Here is a 15,282-nt window from a genome sequence, read left to right as displayed (position 1 = left end):
GGCCGGTACACGTCGAGCCGCCGGGAACTATGCCGTGCGCCGATTCGAGAGATTCCGGCGACGAGCCCAGCGGTACTCCATCCGTTCGCCCGGCGTCAGACCACCCCAAATCCCGTGGGGTTCATGGGAGGTGATGGCGTGATCGCGGCAGCGGGTGAGTACCGGGCAGCGAGCACATACGCGCTTGGCGGGCTCGGGTGCGTCGTCGGTATAGAAGATGTTCACGTCGGCGGTGCGGCAGGCGGCGTGTAGTTGCCAGTCCCAGGCCTCGGTGTGCGGCGGTGGGAGGTCGAGGGGTTTCTCGCGGGCCAACGGTGGTCCTTCAGAGTCGGCGCAGTGCGTAGCGCCCTACGGTGCGTTGGGCATTGGCCAGGGCGGAAGCGGTGACGGAGCCGAGGACGCCGCGGCGATCGAAGACGACCGCGGTGCCGACCGCCAGGCCCTGCTGCTCCACTCGCTCGGTGAGTGCCAGGCCCAGGCCGGTGGATTCCGGAAGCCGCGCGATGGCCAGCGTGACGTCCGGGTTGATGTATTCCAGGCCCGCACTGCCCAGGTTGGCGATCAAATTCGTCACATCGGCGACCGAGGCGGCCAGCTGGAACGGTGTCACGGTTTCGCCTTCCACGACGGGAATCGGGAAGTGCCAGATCTGTTTACGTTCGCTGTGCTGGAAGCCCTCGGTCCATTCACCCCAGCCGCGGCCGGGGTCGAAATACAGGCGCTCCCGATCCGGCGGCGGTGTGCGAGCCTCCGGTGGGGTGGGGGAGGCGCCGCCGGACCAGACCGTCCCGTCCGGTGTCGCACTCGGTCGTAGATACAGCGCGCTCGCCCGCGCGACCGGCTGCCCGTCTTGGTTCAGCACCGCATCGATCAGGCACAGTCGTGGTCCGTCGCGCACGACGGTCGCCGAGGTCACCGAGGGCCGCATCTTCGCGGGCCGGAACAGGTCCACGGTCCATCGCACCGGCCGCAGATCATGGTGTCCGATCGTGTCGATCGTCCGTTCGGCTTCCCGCGCCAGCGCGCCGCTGACGGCCAGACCACGCATGTGCTCGGTTCCCCATCCGCTGGCCGCGCACGGTTCGGGATGTAATTCCTCGGTATCCGCGTATTTCACCCGGAAGAACGCTCGATCCATCCGCGTAGCTCCCTTCCTGCTCGAAAACCGTTGCGGCGCAGCGGCGATGTGCCGACCAGTCCCGAGTGAAAGGTGTTCCGGGGACGAATCGGTCGTGTCACGCGACAGCGGGCGTTCGCCGGTTCGGGCAGCGGTACCCGAATCGGCGACGCGATAGGCTTGCAGTACTTAATATATAATGTTTTTATTGGATTGGGTATCCCGGTCGTCACGGAAGGATGAACATGAGTCGCTACGCGCGCTTCGAACACCTGCGGGTGGACGGGCCCGACGATGCCGGAGTCGCCGAGCTGGTGTTCGACGCCCCCAACCTGAACGCGGTGAGCGAGGGCGCTCACGCCGATCTGGCGGAGGTCTGGCGCGAATTCGACGCCGATCCCGAGGTCAAGGCTGTGGTGATCCGGGGTGAGGGCAAGGGGCTCTCGGCGGGCGGCGCCTTTTCGATGGTCGAGCGGATGCGTGACGACTACGAGGTCCGCACCCGGGTGATGCGCGAGGCGCGCGATCTGGTCTACAACGTCCTCGACTGCACCAAGCCCATCGTCTCCGCGATCCACGGCCCCGCGGTCGGCGCCGGACTCGTCGCCGCGGTACTCGCCGACGTCTCGGTGACCACCAGGACCGCGAAGATCATCGACGGCCACACCCGTCTGGGCGTCGCCGCGGGCGACCACGCCGCGATCTGCTGGCCGCTGCTGTGCGGGATGGCCAAGGCCAAGTACTACCTGATGACCTGCCGCCCGCTGTCCGGCGAGGAGGCCGAGCGCATCGGTCTGGTCTCGCTGTGTGTCGACGCCGACGACGAGCTGCTGCCGACCGCGCGGGAGGTGGCCCGTGAACTGGCCGCCGGCGCGCCGACCGCGATCCGCTGGACCAAGCAGTCGCTGAACAACTGGTATCGCCAGGTCGCCGGATCCATCTTCGATGCTTCCCTGGCGCTGGAGTTCTACGGCTTCGGCGGCCCGGAGGTGCGAGAGGGCCTGGCCTCTCATCTCGAGCGCCGCAGCCCCCGGTTTTGAGCAAACCCGAACAAGGAGAAGAACTGTGAAGCCGTATCGCTCGATGCTGTTCGTGCCCGGGCACAAACCGACCTGGGCGGAGAAGGCGGTCGCCGCCGGAACCGACGCGCTGATCCTCGATCTGGAGGATTCGGTCCCGGCGGCCGACAAGGCCGCCGCCCGCGTCACCGTGCGTGAGACTCTGGGCCGCCTGCGAGAGCAGAATGTGCGCCCGGATGTGTGGGTGCGTCCCAACAGCTACGACAGCGGGCATTTCGGCGCCGACGCCGAGGCCGTGATCGTGCCGGGTGTGGCCGGGCTGTTCCTGCCGAAGGTCTACAACGCCGAAGAGGTGCGCCGCATCGACGCGGTGGTCTCGCATATCGAGGAGCGGGAGGGACTCGAGCCCGGTTCGGTCGGTCTGATCATCAGCTTCGAGACCGCGGTATCCGTAGCGCACTGTGAGGAGATCGCGGCGGCCTGCCCGCGGGTGTGGAGCCTGCTGGGTGCGACCGGTCCGAATGCCGATGTCGGCCGCGAACTGGGCTTCGAATTCACCCTCGAGGGCCTGGAGACGCTGTACCAGCGCAGCCGCATCGTGGTCGCGGCGCGTGCGGCCGGTCAGACTCATCCGGTCACCGGTGTGTGGCAGGACATCAAGGATCTCGACGGCTTCCGGCGTTTCGCCGAGGATTCGCGGCGGCTGGGTTTCCGGGGCATGGTGTGCATCCATCCCTCGCACATCGCCATCTCCAATGAGGTGTTCACACCCTCGCAGGAGACGGTCGATCACTACCGCCGTATGATCGCGGCATTCCGCGCCGCGGAGGCCGCCGGCAGCGGTGCCGTCGATTTCGAGGGCGTGCACATCGATCTGGCGCATGTGAAGACCGCCGAGGCCGTCATCGAACTGGCCGACGCGATCGGCGTATAGCGAACCACCGCAACGGGTTCGACACGACCGGCTCCGGGAGTTCGCTCTCCGGAGCCGGTTTCACATGTCCGGTCGTACGCATACGCCGACTAGGTGCTTTCGGGGACGGGCCAGGGCCCGCCGCGCTCCAACATCCCGAGCACGCCCTTGGCGCCGTCGAGGATGTGCTTTTCCGTCAATTCGCGGACCCGGTCGGTGTCACGCTCGCGCAGCGCCTCGATCATCTGCGGATGGTCGTTGCCGATGGCGGCCAATCTGCCCTCCAATGAGGCGTAGAAGCGGTTCGGCAGATGCCGGACGACCGAACCCAGCAGCAGGGTCAGACGGTGGGAGTTCGCGGCCAGATTGATGTGGCGATGAAATTCGTGGCCGTGCACGGCGATGCCGTCGCGATCGTCCGCGGCGATCGCTTCGTCGAGGCGGGCATTGATCGCCTCGAGTTCGCCGATCTGCTCGGCGGTGATCGTCGCCGCGGCGCGGGCGGCCAGCTCTGCCGCGAATTGTGCCTGCGCCCAGAACAAGTCGTGCACATCCTGCTGGGTGACCGGCGCCACGACGAACCCGCGCCGTGGCACCAACTCGACGAAACCCTCACTGCGCAGCGAGAGCAGCCCCTCACGCACCGGTGTGTTGCTGACTCCCACCGCTTCGGCGATCGGTTCCATTCGCAGGAATTCCCCCGGGCGCACCTGTCCGGACATGATCAACTCGCGCACATAGGACGCCACCTCGTCGGGCAGCTGCTGCCGGCCGCCGTTGCCGCGGATCCGGATCACGTTGTCGGCCACGCCTCGCCTCCCTGTCGGGTGTGCGCACAGAATCGGCGCTCTAATACATAATATATAAGATTTGACAAGTTATCGCCTGTCCGCGCCGCCACCGCCCCGAATACGACGAGAGCCCCGCACGAGTTCGCCTCGTACGGGGCCCTCGGTCCCGCCAGGGTGGGCCGCCACGGTCCCTGTCAGGTCAACAGCACCAACGTATCCGCGACGCAGGCCGGTTTGGCCGCGTCGACGGCCTGCACCACGTAGCGCGTGGTGAGGATGGCGCCGGCGTCGGTGTCGCGCAGATCGGTGAACGTCGCGGTGCAGTGCAGCGCCGAGTCCACCGGCACGGGCGCCGGGAAGCGGACCTTGTCGACACCGTAATTGACTCGGGCCGTGCCGAATTCGAGTGCGAACAACTGCTGTCCGAACTGCGGCAGCAGCGACAGGGTCAGATATCCGTGCGCGATGGTGCGGCCGAACGGGCCCGTCGCGGCGCGCGCCGGGTCGACGTGGATCCACTGGTGATCCCCGGTCGCCTCGGCGAAGGCGTCGATACGAGCTTGGTCGACGACCACGGTCTCACTCGGGCCCAGCTGTTCGCCCAGGGCGGCACGGAGCTGATCGAGGTCGGTGAATGTGCGGACCATAAGTTTCCTTATCCGAGGTCGAATTCGACGGTGGCGTTCGGCCCGGCCGTCTCGCCGCCGGGGCCGAGCAGTTCGACCCGCAGCGCCTTCTCGTCGCGCTGGGTCCGGAACTGCGCGTTCTGCGCGCAGAACAGGGGAGCGCGGTTGCGGTGGCGCAGGCGCGCCGGGCGCCCGGGCGCACTCGCCAGGCGGCGAACTTCGGCCGCCGCGAGGGTGATCAGCGGCCCGTGCACCACCAATCCCGGATAGCCCTCTACCCGGGTGGCGTAGGGCCAGTCGTAGTGGATGCGGTGGGCGTTGGCGGTGGCCGCGGAGAACCGCATGAGCAGGGTCGGATCGGTCGCGAAGTCCCACACCGTGTCCGTGCTGCGGTGCAGCGGGCTGCCGACCGGTGTCAACGCGGCGGCGTCGGCGACCGGCGCCTCGGCGGTGGAGCCGGTGCCGGCCTCGCGGTAGATGAGGTCCTGACGCTCCTCGAGTGCCAGTTCGCCGCCGTCGCGATACAGCCGCGTCGACACGACCACGACGACGAGTTTTCCGGAGCGCCCCGACTTCTCGGTCACCGACTCCACTCGTGACACCCGCCGGACGGTCTCGCCGACGTGAATTTCGCTGTGCCAGGCAACCTCTCCGCCGGCGAACATGCGCCGCGGCAGATCGACGGGCGGCAGGAAACTACCGCGCACGGGATGCCCGTCGGTGCCGATCAGCGACGAGACCGGCCACCGCGGCAAAGCCACCCAATGCCACATCGGCGGTAGTTCGTCACCGGGGCCGGGGGTCGGCAGGCCGTCGTCGAACAGCGACGCCAGAGTCGCGACGGGACCCGGTTCGATGATCTCCTCGGTGGTGACGGTATGCGGTTCCCACTCGGCCACTACATGAACCTTCCGCCGGTGACCTCGAGCACGGTGCCGGTCATGTACGACGACAGATCGGAGGCGAGAAACAGTGCCACCGAGGCGATCTCGCTAACCTCACCGGCGCGTCCCATCGGGATCTCGGCCATCTTCTGCTCCCACACCTTCTCCGGCATGGCCTCGGTCATGGGGGTACGGATCAAGCCCGGCTGGATGGCGTTGATCCGGATGCCGTGGTGGGCCACCTCTTTCGCGGCCGCCTTGGACAGCCCGACGATTCCGGCTTTGGCGGCGGAGTAGTTGGTCTGCCCGACCAGTCCGACCTTGCCCGACAGCGACGAGAGGTTCACGATCGCGCCGCGTTTGCGCTCGCGCATGATCGCCGCCGCCTTGCGGGTGCCGTTCCAGGTGCCCTTGAGGTGCACCGAGATGACCTGGTCGAACTGCTCTTCGGTCATGGTGCGCATGGTGGCGTCACGGGTGATACCGGCGTTGTTGACCATGATGTCGAGGCTGTCGTAGGTGTCCACGGCGGCCTGCAGCAGGGCATCGACATCGGCGGATTCGGTGACGTTGCAGCGGACGCCGATGGCCTTGTCCGGTCCGCCGAGGCGTTCGGCGGCCTGCTTCACCGTGTCGGCATCGAGGTCGCCCAGCACGACCCGGGCGCCCTCGGCGATGAACGTCTCCGCGATGGCATAGCCGATGCCCTGGGCGGCGCCGGTGATGACGGCGGTGCGGTTGTGCAGCAAGGGTTGGGACATGTCGGACTCCGTTTCATCGGGACGTCAGGAGCGGGGAGTGCCCGCCTGTAGCAGGATGCGGTGGGCGCGATCCACGACTGGCTTGTCGATCATCTGCCCGTTGAGGGCGGCGACGCCCTCGGCCGTGGTCGCCTCCACCACCGAAGTGGCCCAGCGGATTTCGTCGGCGCTCGGACGCAGCGCGGCAGCCGCCGTCACCACCTGCCGGGGATGGATGCAGAGCTTGCCCGCGAATCCGAGGCGGCGGGCGTAGTTCACGTCCGAGATCAGGATCTCGGGTTCGTCGATACTGCCGGTGACACCGTCGATCGGCCCGGACAGGCCGGCCGCCGCCGAGGCGAGCGCCAGGGCGCTGCGAGCGGCCGCCAGTGCTTCGCGGTCGGCCGGGTCGATGCCGAGTTGGGCGGCCAGGTCGAATGTGCCGATGGCGAGGCGTCGGACCTCGGGGGTCTCGGCGAGCGCCGCCGCGTTCAGCACACCGCGCGCGGTTTCGATCAGCGCGATGAAGAGAGGGGAGTCCAGTCCCGCTGCGGCATTCAGCAGCGCGCCGGGCTCCTCGGCCTTGGGGATCATCACGATGGCACGGTGTTGCGCCAGCATGGCGAGATCGTCCGCGTACCACTGGGTTCCGGCCGCGTTGATGCGCACCGCACTCCGGTTTCCGCCGGCGAGCCATTGGTGTACGTAGTCACGCGCCTCGTCCTTGCGATCGGGCGCGACCGCATCCTCGAGGTCCAGCACGACCAGATCCGCGCCGGCCGTCTGCGCTTTGGCGAACCGGTCCGGTCGGTCACCGGGCACGAACAACCATGTCGCTGCGGTGTCGACCGCCGCGGATCCGGTCGCCACGCCGAGTGAATCGTGTCGGGCTGCGGTCATGTGCGCTTCCCTGCCTCGCGGATCAGCCCGCCGCCGATGATCAGGCGCTGAATTTCACTGGTGCCCTCGTACAGGCGCAGCAACCGGACATCGCGGTAGATGCGCTCCACCGGGACCTCGCGCATATACCCGGTCCCACCGTGAATCTGAACGGCCAGATCGGCCACCTTGCCGACCATTTCGGTGCAGAACAGCTTCGCCGCCGAGGGCCCGATGCGCCGGTCCTCACCGCTGACGTAGCGGGCGGCTGCCTCGCGCACCAATGCCCTTCCGGCCATCACACCGGTCTGCTGATCGGCGATCATGGCCTGCACCAGCTGGAATTCGCCGATCGGGCGACCACCCTGGGTCGCGGAGGCGGCATAGGAGACCGATTCGTCGAGCGCGCGCTGCGCCGAACCGACGGCGAGCGCGGCGATGTGGACGCGGCCACGCGCCAACGAGGTCATCGCCGCCTTGTAGCCGACATCTTCCGAGCCGCCCACCAGGGCGGAGGCGGGGACGCGCACCCCGGAGAACACCACATCGGCGGTCCAGGCGCCTTCCTGGCCCATCTTCTTGTCCTTGACGCCGATCTCGAGGCCGGGTGTGTCGGCGGGAACCAGGAAGACCGCGATGCCCGGGCCGGATTCGTCGGCGGGGCGGGTGCGGGCGAAGACGACGAACAAATCGGCGATCGGCGCGTTGGTGATGAAGCGCTTCTGGCCGTCGATCACCCAATCATCGCCGTCGCGAACGGCTTTCGTGCGCAGACCCGCCGGGTTCGAGCCCGCGCCCGGTTCGGTCAGCGCGAAGGAGGCCACCACCTCGCCGGAGGCGATGCGCTCGAGCCATTGCGAGCGCTGCTCGTCGGTGCCGAAGTTCACCAGCACCTGGCCGGCGATGCCGTTGTTGGTGCCGAACATCGAGCGCAACGACAGCGAGGTGTAGCCGAATTCCATCGCCAGCTCGACATCCTGGGTCAGATCCAGCCCGAGCCCGCCCCACTGCTGCGGGATCGCATAGCCGAACAGTCCCATCTCGGCGGCCTGCTTGCGCAGGTCGTCGGGGATGGCGTCGGCCTCCATGATCTCCTGTTCGCGCGGCACGACCTTCGTTCGAACGAATTCGCGCACGTGTGCGAGGATCGCGCTGAAGTCCTCGGGGCCCACCTCGGGCATTTCGATCACCGTCCTCTGGTCTGGTCGAAGAATATTATATAAAATGTATGCCAGGCAAGCGTCATCGGACGCGCGGCGGACCGATGGCCGCCACAAGCCAATACGATCGGAACAGGTGAGGCAACGGTGTCGAAACAGCAATATCTGCGGCGAGTCGCGATCGTGGATCCGCTGCGGACTCCCGTGGGGACCTTCGGTGGTGCCCTGCGCGACGTCGCGGTGGAGGATCTGGCGGCGACCGTCGTGCGTGAGGTGGTCGCGCGCTCCGGCGTCGACCCCGAGCGTATCGATGACGTGGTGTTCGCGCAGTCCTATGCCAACTCCGAGGTGCCGTGCGTGGGCCGCTGGGTGGCGCTGCACGCCGGGCTGCCGATCGGTGTGCCCGGTATGCAGCTGGATCGGCGCTGCGGCGGTGGGCTGCAGGCGCTGGTGACCGCCGCCATGATGGTGCAGACCGGTGCCGCCGATGTGGTGCTGGCCGGCGGCGTGGAGTCGATGAGCCGGATCGAGTACTACTCGACCGCCACGCGCTGGGGTGCGCGCGCGGGCACGGTGTCGCTCTATGATCGGCTCGACCGGGGACGCGAGCGGTCGCAGCCGGAGGAACGGTTCGGCCGGATCTCCGGGATGATCGAGACGGCCGAGAATCTGGCGAACGACTACAAGATCGATCGAGAGAGCGCCGACGCCTATGCCGCGCGCAGCCATCAGCGTGCCGCGGCGGCGTGGAAGAACGGCCGGTTCGACGACGAGGTGGTTCCGGTCTCGGTGCCGCAGCGTCGCGGCGAGCCGCGGATCTTCGCCACCGATGAGGGGGTGCGGCCCGACAGCACCACCGAAACCCTCGCCAAGCTGCGCTCGATCCAGCCCGGCGGCACGGTGACCGCCGGAAACGCCAGCCAGCAGAACGATGCCGCCTCGGCCTGCCTGGTGGTGGCCGAGGACCGGCTCGAGGAGCTGGGCCTGACCCCGATCGGATATCTCGACGGCTGGGCCGCGGCGGGCTGCGATCCGTCGCGGATGGGTATCGGGCCGGTGCCGGCGGTCGCGAAACTCGCTGCGCGCCAAGGTATCGACACCCAGCAGTTGCTGAACGGACTCGATCTGGTCGAGTTGAACGAGGCGTTCGCGGTGCAGGTGCTCGCGGTGCTGGAAGGCTGGGGCTGGCGCGATCACGATCGGCTCAATGTCAACGGCTCCGGTATCTCGCTCGGACATCCGATCGGTGCGACGGGTATGCGGATGGTGACCACCCTGCTGCACGAACTGCATCGCCGCGGCGGCGGCAAGGGGCTGGCCACCATGTGCATCGGCGGTGGTCAGGGACTCGCAGCAACCGTGGAAGCGGTCTGACGGCCGTCTTGTAGGCTGTGGAAATAAAATATATAATTCTTGCTGATGCGGTCCGGACGACCTCTCATCGGCGCGAAGGAGAACGATGACCACCCTTAATCCTGACGAGCAGGAGATCGTTGCCCTGGTCGGCAAGTTCGTCGACGAGAAGGTCCGGCCTCGGGTGCGGGAGTTCGAAGCCGACGATATCTACCCCGGTGAGCTGATCGACGAGATGAAGGAGCTCGGCTGTTTCGGTCTGCTGGTTCCGTCGGAGTTCGGCGGAATCGAGGTCAGCACAGCCTGTTTCGCGCGAGTCACCGAGGAGCTGGCACGGGGCTGGATGAGTATGGCCGGCGCGATCGGCGGCCATTCGGTGATCTCGTATCTGGTGCGGACCTTCGGCACCGACGAGCAGAAGGCGACATTCCTGCCGAAGATGGCGACCGGCGAGATCCGCGCGACCATGGCGCTCACCGAACCCAGCGGCGGCAGTGACCTACAGGGCATGCGTACCTACGCGCGCGCCGACGGTGACGATCTGGTGATCAACGGCAGCAAGACCTGGATCTCCAACGCGGCGCACTCCGGCCTGATCGGCCTGCTGTGCATCACCGACCGCGATGCCACGCCCACGCACAAGGGTATGAGCGTGGTGCTGGTCGAGCCGGGTGAGGGCATGATCATCTCGAAGAAGTTGCCCAAGCTCGGATACCGTGGTGTGGAAGCCTGTGAGCTGGTCTTCGACAATATGCGCGTGCCGAGCTCGTCGATCCTGGGCGGCACGCCCGGCGTGGGCTGGAACCACATGATGCGTGGCCTGGAGGTCGGGCGCGTGCAGGTCGCCTCCCGCGCCGTCGGCGTGGCGCAGGCCGCGCTCGCCGACGCGACCGCCTACGCCCAGCAGCGCGAATCGTTCGGTAAGCCGATCTGGCAGCATCAGGCCGTCGGCATTCACCTGGCCGACATGGTCACCAAGGTTCAGGCCGCGCGCCTGCTCACCGCCGATGCCGCCGACCGCATCGACCAGGGCCTGCGCGCCGATATGGAAGCCGGCATGGCGAAACTGTTCGCCTCCGAGGCCGCCATGGAAGTGGCCCTCGACGCCATGCGCGTGCACGGCGGCTACGGCTTCTCCAAGGAATACGAGGTCGAACGCTACTTCCGCGACGCCCCGCTGATGATCCTCGGCGAGGGCACCAACGAAATCCAGCGCAATGTTATTGCGGCGCAGTTGATCTCGCGCAACAAGGTGACCGACCGAGGCTGAGATCGACGGAAGCTCGGTCGGCAGCCGCAAGCAGCCCGACCGGGCTTTCGTGTATTCGTTGCCGAGTCGTAGAGGAGAATCGGGATGCCGGAGATGATGCGTGCGCTCGTCGGCGGGCTCGGCCCGGACTGGAGCCTGCAGGATGTTCCGATTCCGCAGCCGGGGCCGGGGCAGGTGTTGATCCGCAACCAGGCGGCGGCGACGAACAACGGCGACATCCCGATGCTGGACCGGGCCGATCCCATGCAGGGCGGTCACGGTGAGCAGTTCGTCGCCGGATTCGAGTACGCCGGAACCGTGACCGCGCTCGGCGACGGTGTCGATGCCTGGCAGATCGGCGACGCGGTGATGGGATCGACACCGCATTCGTTCGCCGAATACGTTGTCGCCGACCACCGCCACGTCTTGCCCCGGCCCGCCGGTCTCGACCCAGTCGTGGGCTGCGCGTTGCCGACGGGGTTGCTGACCGAACACGGCGCTCTCACCGCGGCAGGGTTCAAGGCAGGGCAGAGCGTGCTCATCACCGGAGCATCCGCAGGCATCGGCCTGATCGGCGTTCAGATCGCCAGGGCCCTCGGCGCCTCACACGTCATCGGCACGACACGCACGCCCGGCAAACGCGCCCTGCTCTCCGAGGCCGGAGTCGACACCGTCGTCGTCGCCGCCGGCACCGACCTCACCGAAGCCGTTCTGGCCGCGACCGGCGGTCGAGGAGCAGACGTCGTGCTCGACCACGTCGCCGGACAGGCATTCGCCCAGTGCCTCGCCGCCACCAGGCACGACGGGCACGTGGTCAATATCGGTCGTCTCGACGGGCCGGTGTCGACGATCGATCTCGACCACCTGTCCTACCGCCACCTCACCGTGCACGGCGTCTCGTACGGATTCACCCGGCCCGACGAGATGGCCGCCGTCATCGCCGGGCTACTGCCCGAGGTCATCCCGGCCGTCGCCCGCGGCGCCATCCGCCCGGTCGTCGACCGAACCGTATCGTGGACCGAGCACGGCAGTGCACTCGCGCGCCTCCGTTCCGGTGCAGCCGTGGGCAAGATCGTGTTCACCATGAGCGAGGAATAGGGCGCCACCGCGACGCGTCGCATTGTGATTGCAGCGCATTTGATTCCACGCACGACTGTCCGAAGCTTAGGGACATTCGGTGGCCCGATCCGCCCCCCGCCGACAGGTCTCCGCTCTTTGCTCGGGGACCCATGGATTACGCGCTCTCGCTGCGCATTGATCTCGAATAGCCGGTCAGAGAGGAGGATTGGCGGCTGTAGGCATCATCGGATAGCGGGATACGCACCCGAACGCCAGTCTTCCAGGCGACGGCGGATGCTGTCGACGATCGGCAGTTGATCCACTTCGTCGGCGGTGAACCAGGAGACCTCGTGCGACTCGTCCGAAACTGCGAGGGCTCCGCCGACCGGCTTGCCCAACAGGCAGATGGAGAACTCTTGGCGCACTTCGCCGTCGTCGTAGGCGAATACGTGGGCAGGGTTGGTGTAGGTGCCGACGATGCCGACTATCTCGACATCGAGTCCCGTCTCCTCTTTCGTTTCTCGGATACCGCACTCGGCCAGGGACTCTCCGAGTTCCATTTTGCCGCCGGGGAGGGCCCACATGCCGTTGTCCACTCGGCGTTGGAGCAATATCTTCCCGGAGTTGTTCACGACGACGACTGATGCTGCCGGCACCAGCGAGTTCGCTTCCGGTGCGTTGGGGTCATTCTCGTAGTCGATCCGTCCCATGGTTGGCAATCTCCTCCCAGATGTCGCGTCCGCGCGACCACAATTCCTCTACGTGCTCGGCGAAACGGTCGAACATGCCGTCGTTCTGTTCACGTCGGATATGCAACATAGGCGCGTCGTGGCCGACATGACGTGCCAAGATCGGCGTCACGATCATGTCGTTGTCGAATCGGAAGACCGACAGGTTGACGTGACCAGTGCCGTAACGCGCTTCGATGCCGTCGGTTCCGCGTAACTTGGTCAGCTCGCCCACGGTGACGGCGATGCGTGTGGAGAGGGTGAGCGGAACATCTTCCTCTGCCTCCCGGTCGCGAGTGGCCCGACTGTCTGGGTCGCCGATCAAGAATCGGATTCGGCAGCCGTCGGATGCCTTGCGAAGCAAAAGCTTTCCCATGTTCGCGTGCTCCAGCCAGACGAAGTAGTTCGTGTAGCCGGCGAACGTAACTTCATTTTTTGCGCCGTGAATCAGTGAGCGCCAGAGGGTTTGTGGTGCTGCCGATCGGTATGGCCACACCTGCGCGATCTCTCGGTCGGGGCCAGTCTTCAGACTCACCCGCACTGCCGAAGGCCACAAATCAGCCTCCTCTACTCCCAGGGTGTCACACACGGTCAGGCGATGCCGCGAGTGTGGTGTCCGCGTCGGATGCGTTATCCAACGCATAACCGTTTTGGTGTCGACGTTGCATGCTGCGGCCAAATCCGTTTCGGATACATCGGCCTTCGCCATGGCTCGTCGTAGTGCTTCGTTCACCGTACCCCCTGTTCGCTTTGTGGGACATCGTGAATCCTAGATGCGAAACGTCCTGAACGTCCTGGAAAGAGGGTATCAACGTCCCAGGTCAGAGCCGATCCTTACTGATATGAACACGGATTCGGGCCAGACATGAGGCGGCAACCGACTGCGTTGGGGTGGGTGGATTCCGAGATCAGTACCGCGTACGACTGGGACTCGGCGCAAGTGTCCCGATTATGCCGGAGGCTCGGCTATGCGCTGATATGGGATGCCAACCCGACGGTTCGACTCGTCGACCGCGTACGCGCCGCCGATGTGGACGCCGTAGTCATTCCGACCCCAGAACACCTCGACCCGTTGACGATCAACAACGTGATGCATCTCGCCGACATTGAAATCGTCACGCCTCGCCTGTCGTTCGCGCGCTGGTCGGCTGCTGGAGGGGTGGGATGACTGGCTGGGAGGGAGGGCTGGTCATAGCTGTCGCCATCCCGGTGGTGGTGTTCATCGCGGCCTGCATATGGCCCCCACGAGCACCAAAGGATAAGCCGGTCAGGGACATTCGAGATCGCATTGAGGGTGAGAGCCGGGAGTAGGCAGCTTTCGGAATCGCCGTCGCCGCCATCTCGGCCGACTCCCGCAAGCCATGGCACGCGGAAACGAACGTTGGGATCGCACCGTGGTCGTTGCAGCTGCGAGGTGCTCTCGTCCCGCGAATGGCGGCCTGCGACTTCGCCGACGCGGGCACCGCAGCGGCGGCGGATCCGTGCTACTTCGCCGCGATGACCCCCGTATCGTGCAAACGCCCCAACTCGGTGTCGCTCAATCCCAAAACTTCGGACAGCACCTCGCCGGTGTGTTCGCCGAGGTCCGGCGCGACCGCGTAATCGCCGTATTCGGAGCCGATGCGCACGGGGGAGCGGCTGGTCAGGACGGGCCCGATGCCGGGCTGGTCGACTTCGCCGAAGATCGCGGGCGATCCCTCGGAGCGGTAGCCGGCTGCCACGTCGTGGACGGTGCGGAATTTGCTCCACAGCACGCCGGATTCCGTGAGCGCGCGGTCGATGTCGGCGAGTGGGCGGGCGGCGAACCAGGGGCGCAGGATGGCGGTGATGAGCTCGCGGTGGCGGTAGCGGTCGTCCTCGGTGCGGAAGTCGGCGTCCAGGGATTTCTCGAGCGCGTCGAACACCGAATCCGTGCCGGTGAGGGTGCGCAGGGCGTCCCAGTGACGGCGGGTGAGGGCGACGACCATGATGCGGTTGCCGTCGGCGGTCTCGAAGTCGGCGCCGTAGCTGCCGTAGACCTGGTTGCCGTGTTTGGGGCGGGCGGTGCCGAGTTCGTCGGCCTCGGCCAGCCACCCCAGATTCACCAGGGAGGAGAACGCCACATCGGCCAGGGCGATCCGCATGAACGAGCCCTCGCCGCTGCGGGTGCGGCGGTGCAGGGCGGCCAGCAGGCCCGTGGTCGCGGTCATGCCGGCCAGCAGATCCCAGGCGGGCAGGACATGGTTCACCGGTGCGGCCGCATCGAGCGGCCCGGTCATATCGGCAACGCCCGCATCGGGATTCACCGTGTAGTCGACCGCCGCCCGGCCGTCGGCGTAACCGTCGATGTGTACCTGGATCAGGTCGGCGCGGCGCTGACTCAGGGCCTCGTACGACAGCCACGGCCGCCCGACATTGTTGTCCACCACGATGCCCGAGTCCGGTCCCGGCGCGGTGGCCAATCCGATGATCAACTCCTGGCCTTCGGGGGAGCGCAGGTCGACCGCGACGGAACGCTTACCGCGATTCAGCGCGGTCCAGTACAGGCTGCGCCCGGTCCGCTGCGACAGCGGCCACCGGGTGTAATCGGCCGCCCCGCCGATCGGGTCGACCCGGATGACGTCGGCACCGAGCTGGCCCAGCGTCATCCCACCGGACGGGCCCGCCACGAAACTGGCGAATTCCACGATCCGCAGGCCCGCCAGCGGGGAATGGTCTGTGGTCACGTGATCCTCCACGATGTAGGTATGCGGCGGGTGCTCGCCGGTGACGAAAAGGGCTGGTT

General features: G+C 66.8%; 17 protein-coding genes. 6 read left to right on the top strand and 11 right to left on the bottom strand.

Annotated features, from left to right (window positions below):
• Positions 1-27: 27 nt before the first annotated feature.
• Entirely contained in the window at positions 28-312 is a 285-nt protein-coding gene (locus NMI01S_RS12610) for a WhiB family transcriptional regulator (RefSeq protein WP_062996783.1), read from the bottom strand.
• Positions 313-322: 10 nt separating this feature from the next.
• Positions 323-1,138, bottom strand: coding sequence for an acyl-CoA thioesterase domain-containing protein (locus NMI01S_RS12605; protein WP_062996781.1), 816 nt, complete (start codon positions 1,136-1,138; stop codon positions 323-325).
• Positions 1,139-1,362: 224 nt separating this feature from the next.
• Here NMI01S_RS12605 and NMI01S_RS12600 point away from each other — a divergent pair, with 224 nt between their 5' ends.
• Together NMI01S_RS12600 and NMI01S_RS12595 are read left to right on the top strand one after the other, a co-directional pair.
• Complete coding sequence (locus tag NMI01S_RS12600) at positions 1,363-2,157, top strand: enoyl-CoA hydratase/isomerase family protein (protein ID WP_062997039.1); 795 nt, start codon at positions 1,363-1,365, stop codon at positions 2,155-2,157.
• A gap of 25 nt (positions 2,158-2,182) precedes the next feature.
• A complete protein-coding gene (locus NMI01S_RS12595) occupies positions 2,183-3,070 on the top strand; it encodes an HpcH/HpaI aldolase/citrate lyase family protein (protein WP_062996779.1) in 888 nt (295 codons plus the stop codon).
• 89 nt (positions 3,071-3,159) lie between these two features.
• Here NMI01S_RS12595 and NMI01S_RS12590 read toward each other — a convergent pair whose 3' ends face one another.
• From NMI01S_RS12590 to NMI01S_RS12565, 6 genes are all read right to left on the bottom strand, one after another.
• A complete protein-coding gene (locus NMI01S_RS12590; RefSeq protein ID WP_062996777.1) occupies positions 3,160-3,858 on the bottom strand; it encodes a GntR family transcriptional regulator in 699 nt (232 codons plus the stop codon).
• Positions 3,859-4,034: 176 nt separating this feature from the next.
• Positions 4,035-4,487, bottom strand: coding sequence for a MaoC family dehydratase (locus NMI01S_RS12585; RefSeq protein ID WP_062996775.1), 453 nt, complete (start codon positions 4,485-4,487; stop codon positions 4,035-4,037).
• 8 nt (positions 4,488-4,495) lie between these two features.
• Positions 4,496-5,365: an HTD2 family dehydratase gene (locus NMI01S_RS12580; protein ID WP_062996773.1), complete on the bottom strand. Its 870-nt coding sequence runs from the start codon at positions 5,363-5,365 to the stop codon at positions 4,496-4,498.
• On the bottom strand, positions 5,365-6,111 hold the full coding sequence (gene fabG, locus NMI01S_RS12575) for a 3-oxoacyl-ACP reductase FabG (protein WP_062996771.1): 747 nt from the start codon (positions 6,109-6,111) through the stop codon (positions 5,365-5,367). The genes NMI01S_RS12580 and fabG overlap by 1 nt, the downstream gene beginning before the upstream one ends.
• 24 nt (positions 6,112-6,135) lie before the next feature.
• Entirely contained in the window at positions 6,136-6,990 is an 855-nt protein-coding gene (locus NMI01S_RS12570; protein ID WP_062996769.1) for an HpcH/HpaI aldolase/citrate lyase family protein, read from the bottom strand.
• Positions 6,987-8,150: an acyl-CoA dehydrogenase family protein gene (locus NMI01S_RS12565; RefSeq protein WP_062997037.1), complete on the bottom strand. Its 1,164-nt coding sequence runs from the start codon at positions 8,148-8,150 to the stop codon at positions 6,987-6,989. Before NMI01S_RS12565 ends, NMI01S_RS12570 begins: the two co-directional genes overlap by 4 nt.
• Positions 8,151-8,294: 144 nt before the next feature.
• Between NMI01S_RS12565 and NMI01S_RS12560 the strand changes: the two genes are divergently transcribed.
• The 3 genes from NMI01S_RS12560 to NMI01S_RS12550 all read left to right on the top strand — a co-directional run bounded on the left by NMI01S_RS12560 (position 8,295) and on the right by NMI01S_RS12550 (position 11,829).
• Entirely contained in the window at positions 8,295-9,503 is a 1,209-nt protein-coding gene (locus NMI01S_RS12560) for an acetyl-CoA C-acetyltransferase (protein ID WP_062997035.1), read from the top strand.
• Between the two features lie 85 nt (positions 9,504-9,588).
• Entirely contained in the window at positions 9,589-10,752 is a 1,164-nt protein-coding gene (locus NMI01S_RS12555; RefSeq protein WP_062996767.1) for an acyl-CoA dehydrogenase family protein, read from the top strand.
• Between the two features lie 84 nt (positions 10,753-10,836).
• Positions 10,837-11,829: a quinone oxidoreductase family protein gene (locus NMI01S_RS12550; RefSeq protein WP_062996765.1), complete on the top strand. Its 993-nt coding sequence runs from the start codon at positions 10,837-10,839 to the stop codon at positions 11,827-11,829.
• A gap of 203 nt (positions 11,830-12,032) precedes the next feature.
• On the opposite strand, the gene NMI01S_RS12545 is transcribed toward NMI01S_RS12550, so the two are convergent.
• Both NMI01S_RS12545 and NMI01S_RS12540 read right to left on the bottom strand, forming a co-directional pair.
• Positions 12,033-12,500, bottom strand: coding sequence for an NUDIX hydrolase (locus tag NMI01S_RS12545; RefSeq protein WP_062996763.1), 468 nt, complete (start codon positions 12,498-12,500; stop codon positions 12,033-12,035).
• Positions 12,475-13,251, bottom strand: coding sequence for a DUF5919 domain-containing protein (locus NMI01S_RS12540; RefSeq protein ID WP_062996761.1), 777 nt, complete (start codon positions 13,249-13,251; stop codon positions 12,475-12,477). Before NMI01S_RS12540 ends, NMI01S_RS12545 begins: the two co-directional genes overlap by 26 nt.
• Before the next feature lie 162 nt (positions 13,252-13,413).
• Here NMI01S_RS12540 and NMI01S_RS12535 point away from each other — a divergent pair, with 162 nt between their 5' ends.
• Positions 13,414-13,686 (top strand): hypothetical protein, encoded by a 273-nt coding sequence (locus NMI01S_RS12535; RefSeq protein WP_245716830.1) that lies wholly within the window; start codon positions 13,414-13,416, stop codon positions 13,684-13,686.
• A 316-nt stretch (positions 13,687-14,002) separates the two neighbouring features.
• Here the strand turns inward: NMI01S_RS12535 and NMI01S_RS12530 are convergent, their stop codons facing one another.
• On the bottom strand, positions 14,003-15,223 hold the full coding sequence (locus tag NMI01S_RS12530) for a CoA transferase (protein WP_062997033.1): 1,221 nt from the start codon (positions 15,221-15,223) through the stop codon (positions 14,003-14,005).
• Positions 15,224-15,282: the final 59 nt, after the last annotated feature.

Origin of the sequence: Nocardia mikamii NBRC 108933 (assembly GCF_001613505.1) — a bacterium.
GTDB lineage: Bacteria > Actinomycetota > Actinomycetes > Mycobacteriales > Mycobacteriaceae > Nocardia > Nocardia mikamii.
Note: the sequence above shows the minus strand (reverse complement) of the source record. Positions and strands in the feature narration are given on the sequence as shown.

Bases quoted from the DNA above. Each gene is read 5' to 3' on its own strand.
- NMI01S_RS12565 (WP_062997037.1), bottom strand. From the start codon at position 8,150: ATGCCCGAGGTGGGCCCCGAGGACTTCAGCGCGATCCTCGCACACGTG.
- NMI01S_RS12545 (WP_062996763.1), bottom strand. From the start codon at position 12,500: ATGGGACGGATCGACTACGAGAATGACCCCAACGCACCGGAAGCGAAC.
- NMI01S_RS12605 (WP_062996781.1), bottom strand. From the start codon at position 1,138: ATGGATCGAGCGTTCTTCCGGGTGAAATACGCGGATACCGAGGAATTA.
- NMI01S_RS12585 (WP_062996775.1), bottom strand. From the start codon at position 4,487: ATGGTCCGCACATTCACCGACCTCGATCAGCTCCGTGCCGCCCTGGGC.
- NMI01S_RS12550 (WP_062996765.1), top strand. From the start codon at position 10,837: ATGCCGGAGATGATGCGTGCGCTCGTCGGCGGGCTCGGCCCGGACTGG.
- fabG (WP_062996771.1), bottom strand. From the start codon at position 6,111: ATGTCCCAACCCTTGCTGCACAACCGCACCGCCGTCATCACCGGCGCC.
- NMI01S_RS12570 (WP_062996769.1), bottom strand. From the start codon at position 6,990: ATGACCGCAGCCCGACACGATTCACTCGGCGTGGCGACCGGATCCGCG.
- NMI01S_RS12555 (WP_062996767.1), top strand. From the start codon at position 9,589: ATGACCACCCTTAATCCTGACGAGCAGGAGATCGTTGCCCTGGTCGGC.
- NMI01S_RS12600 (WP_062997039.1), top strand. From the start codon at position 1,363: ATGAGTCGCTACGCGCGCTTCGAACACCTGCGGGTGGACGGGCCCGAC.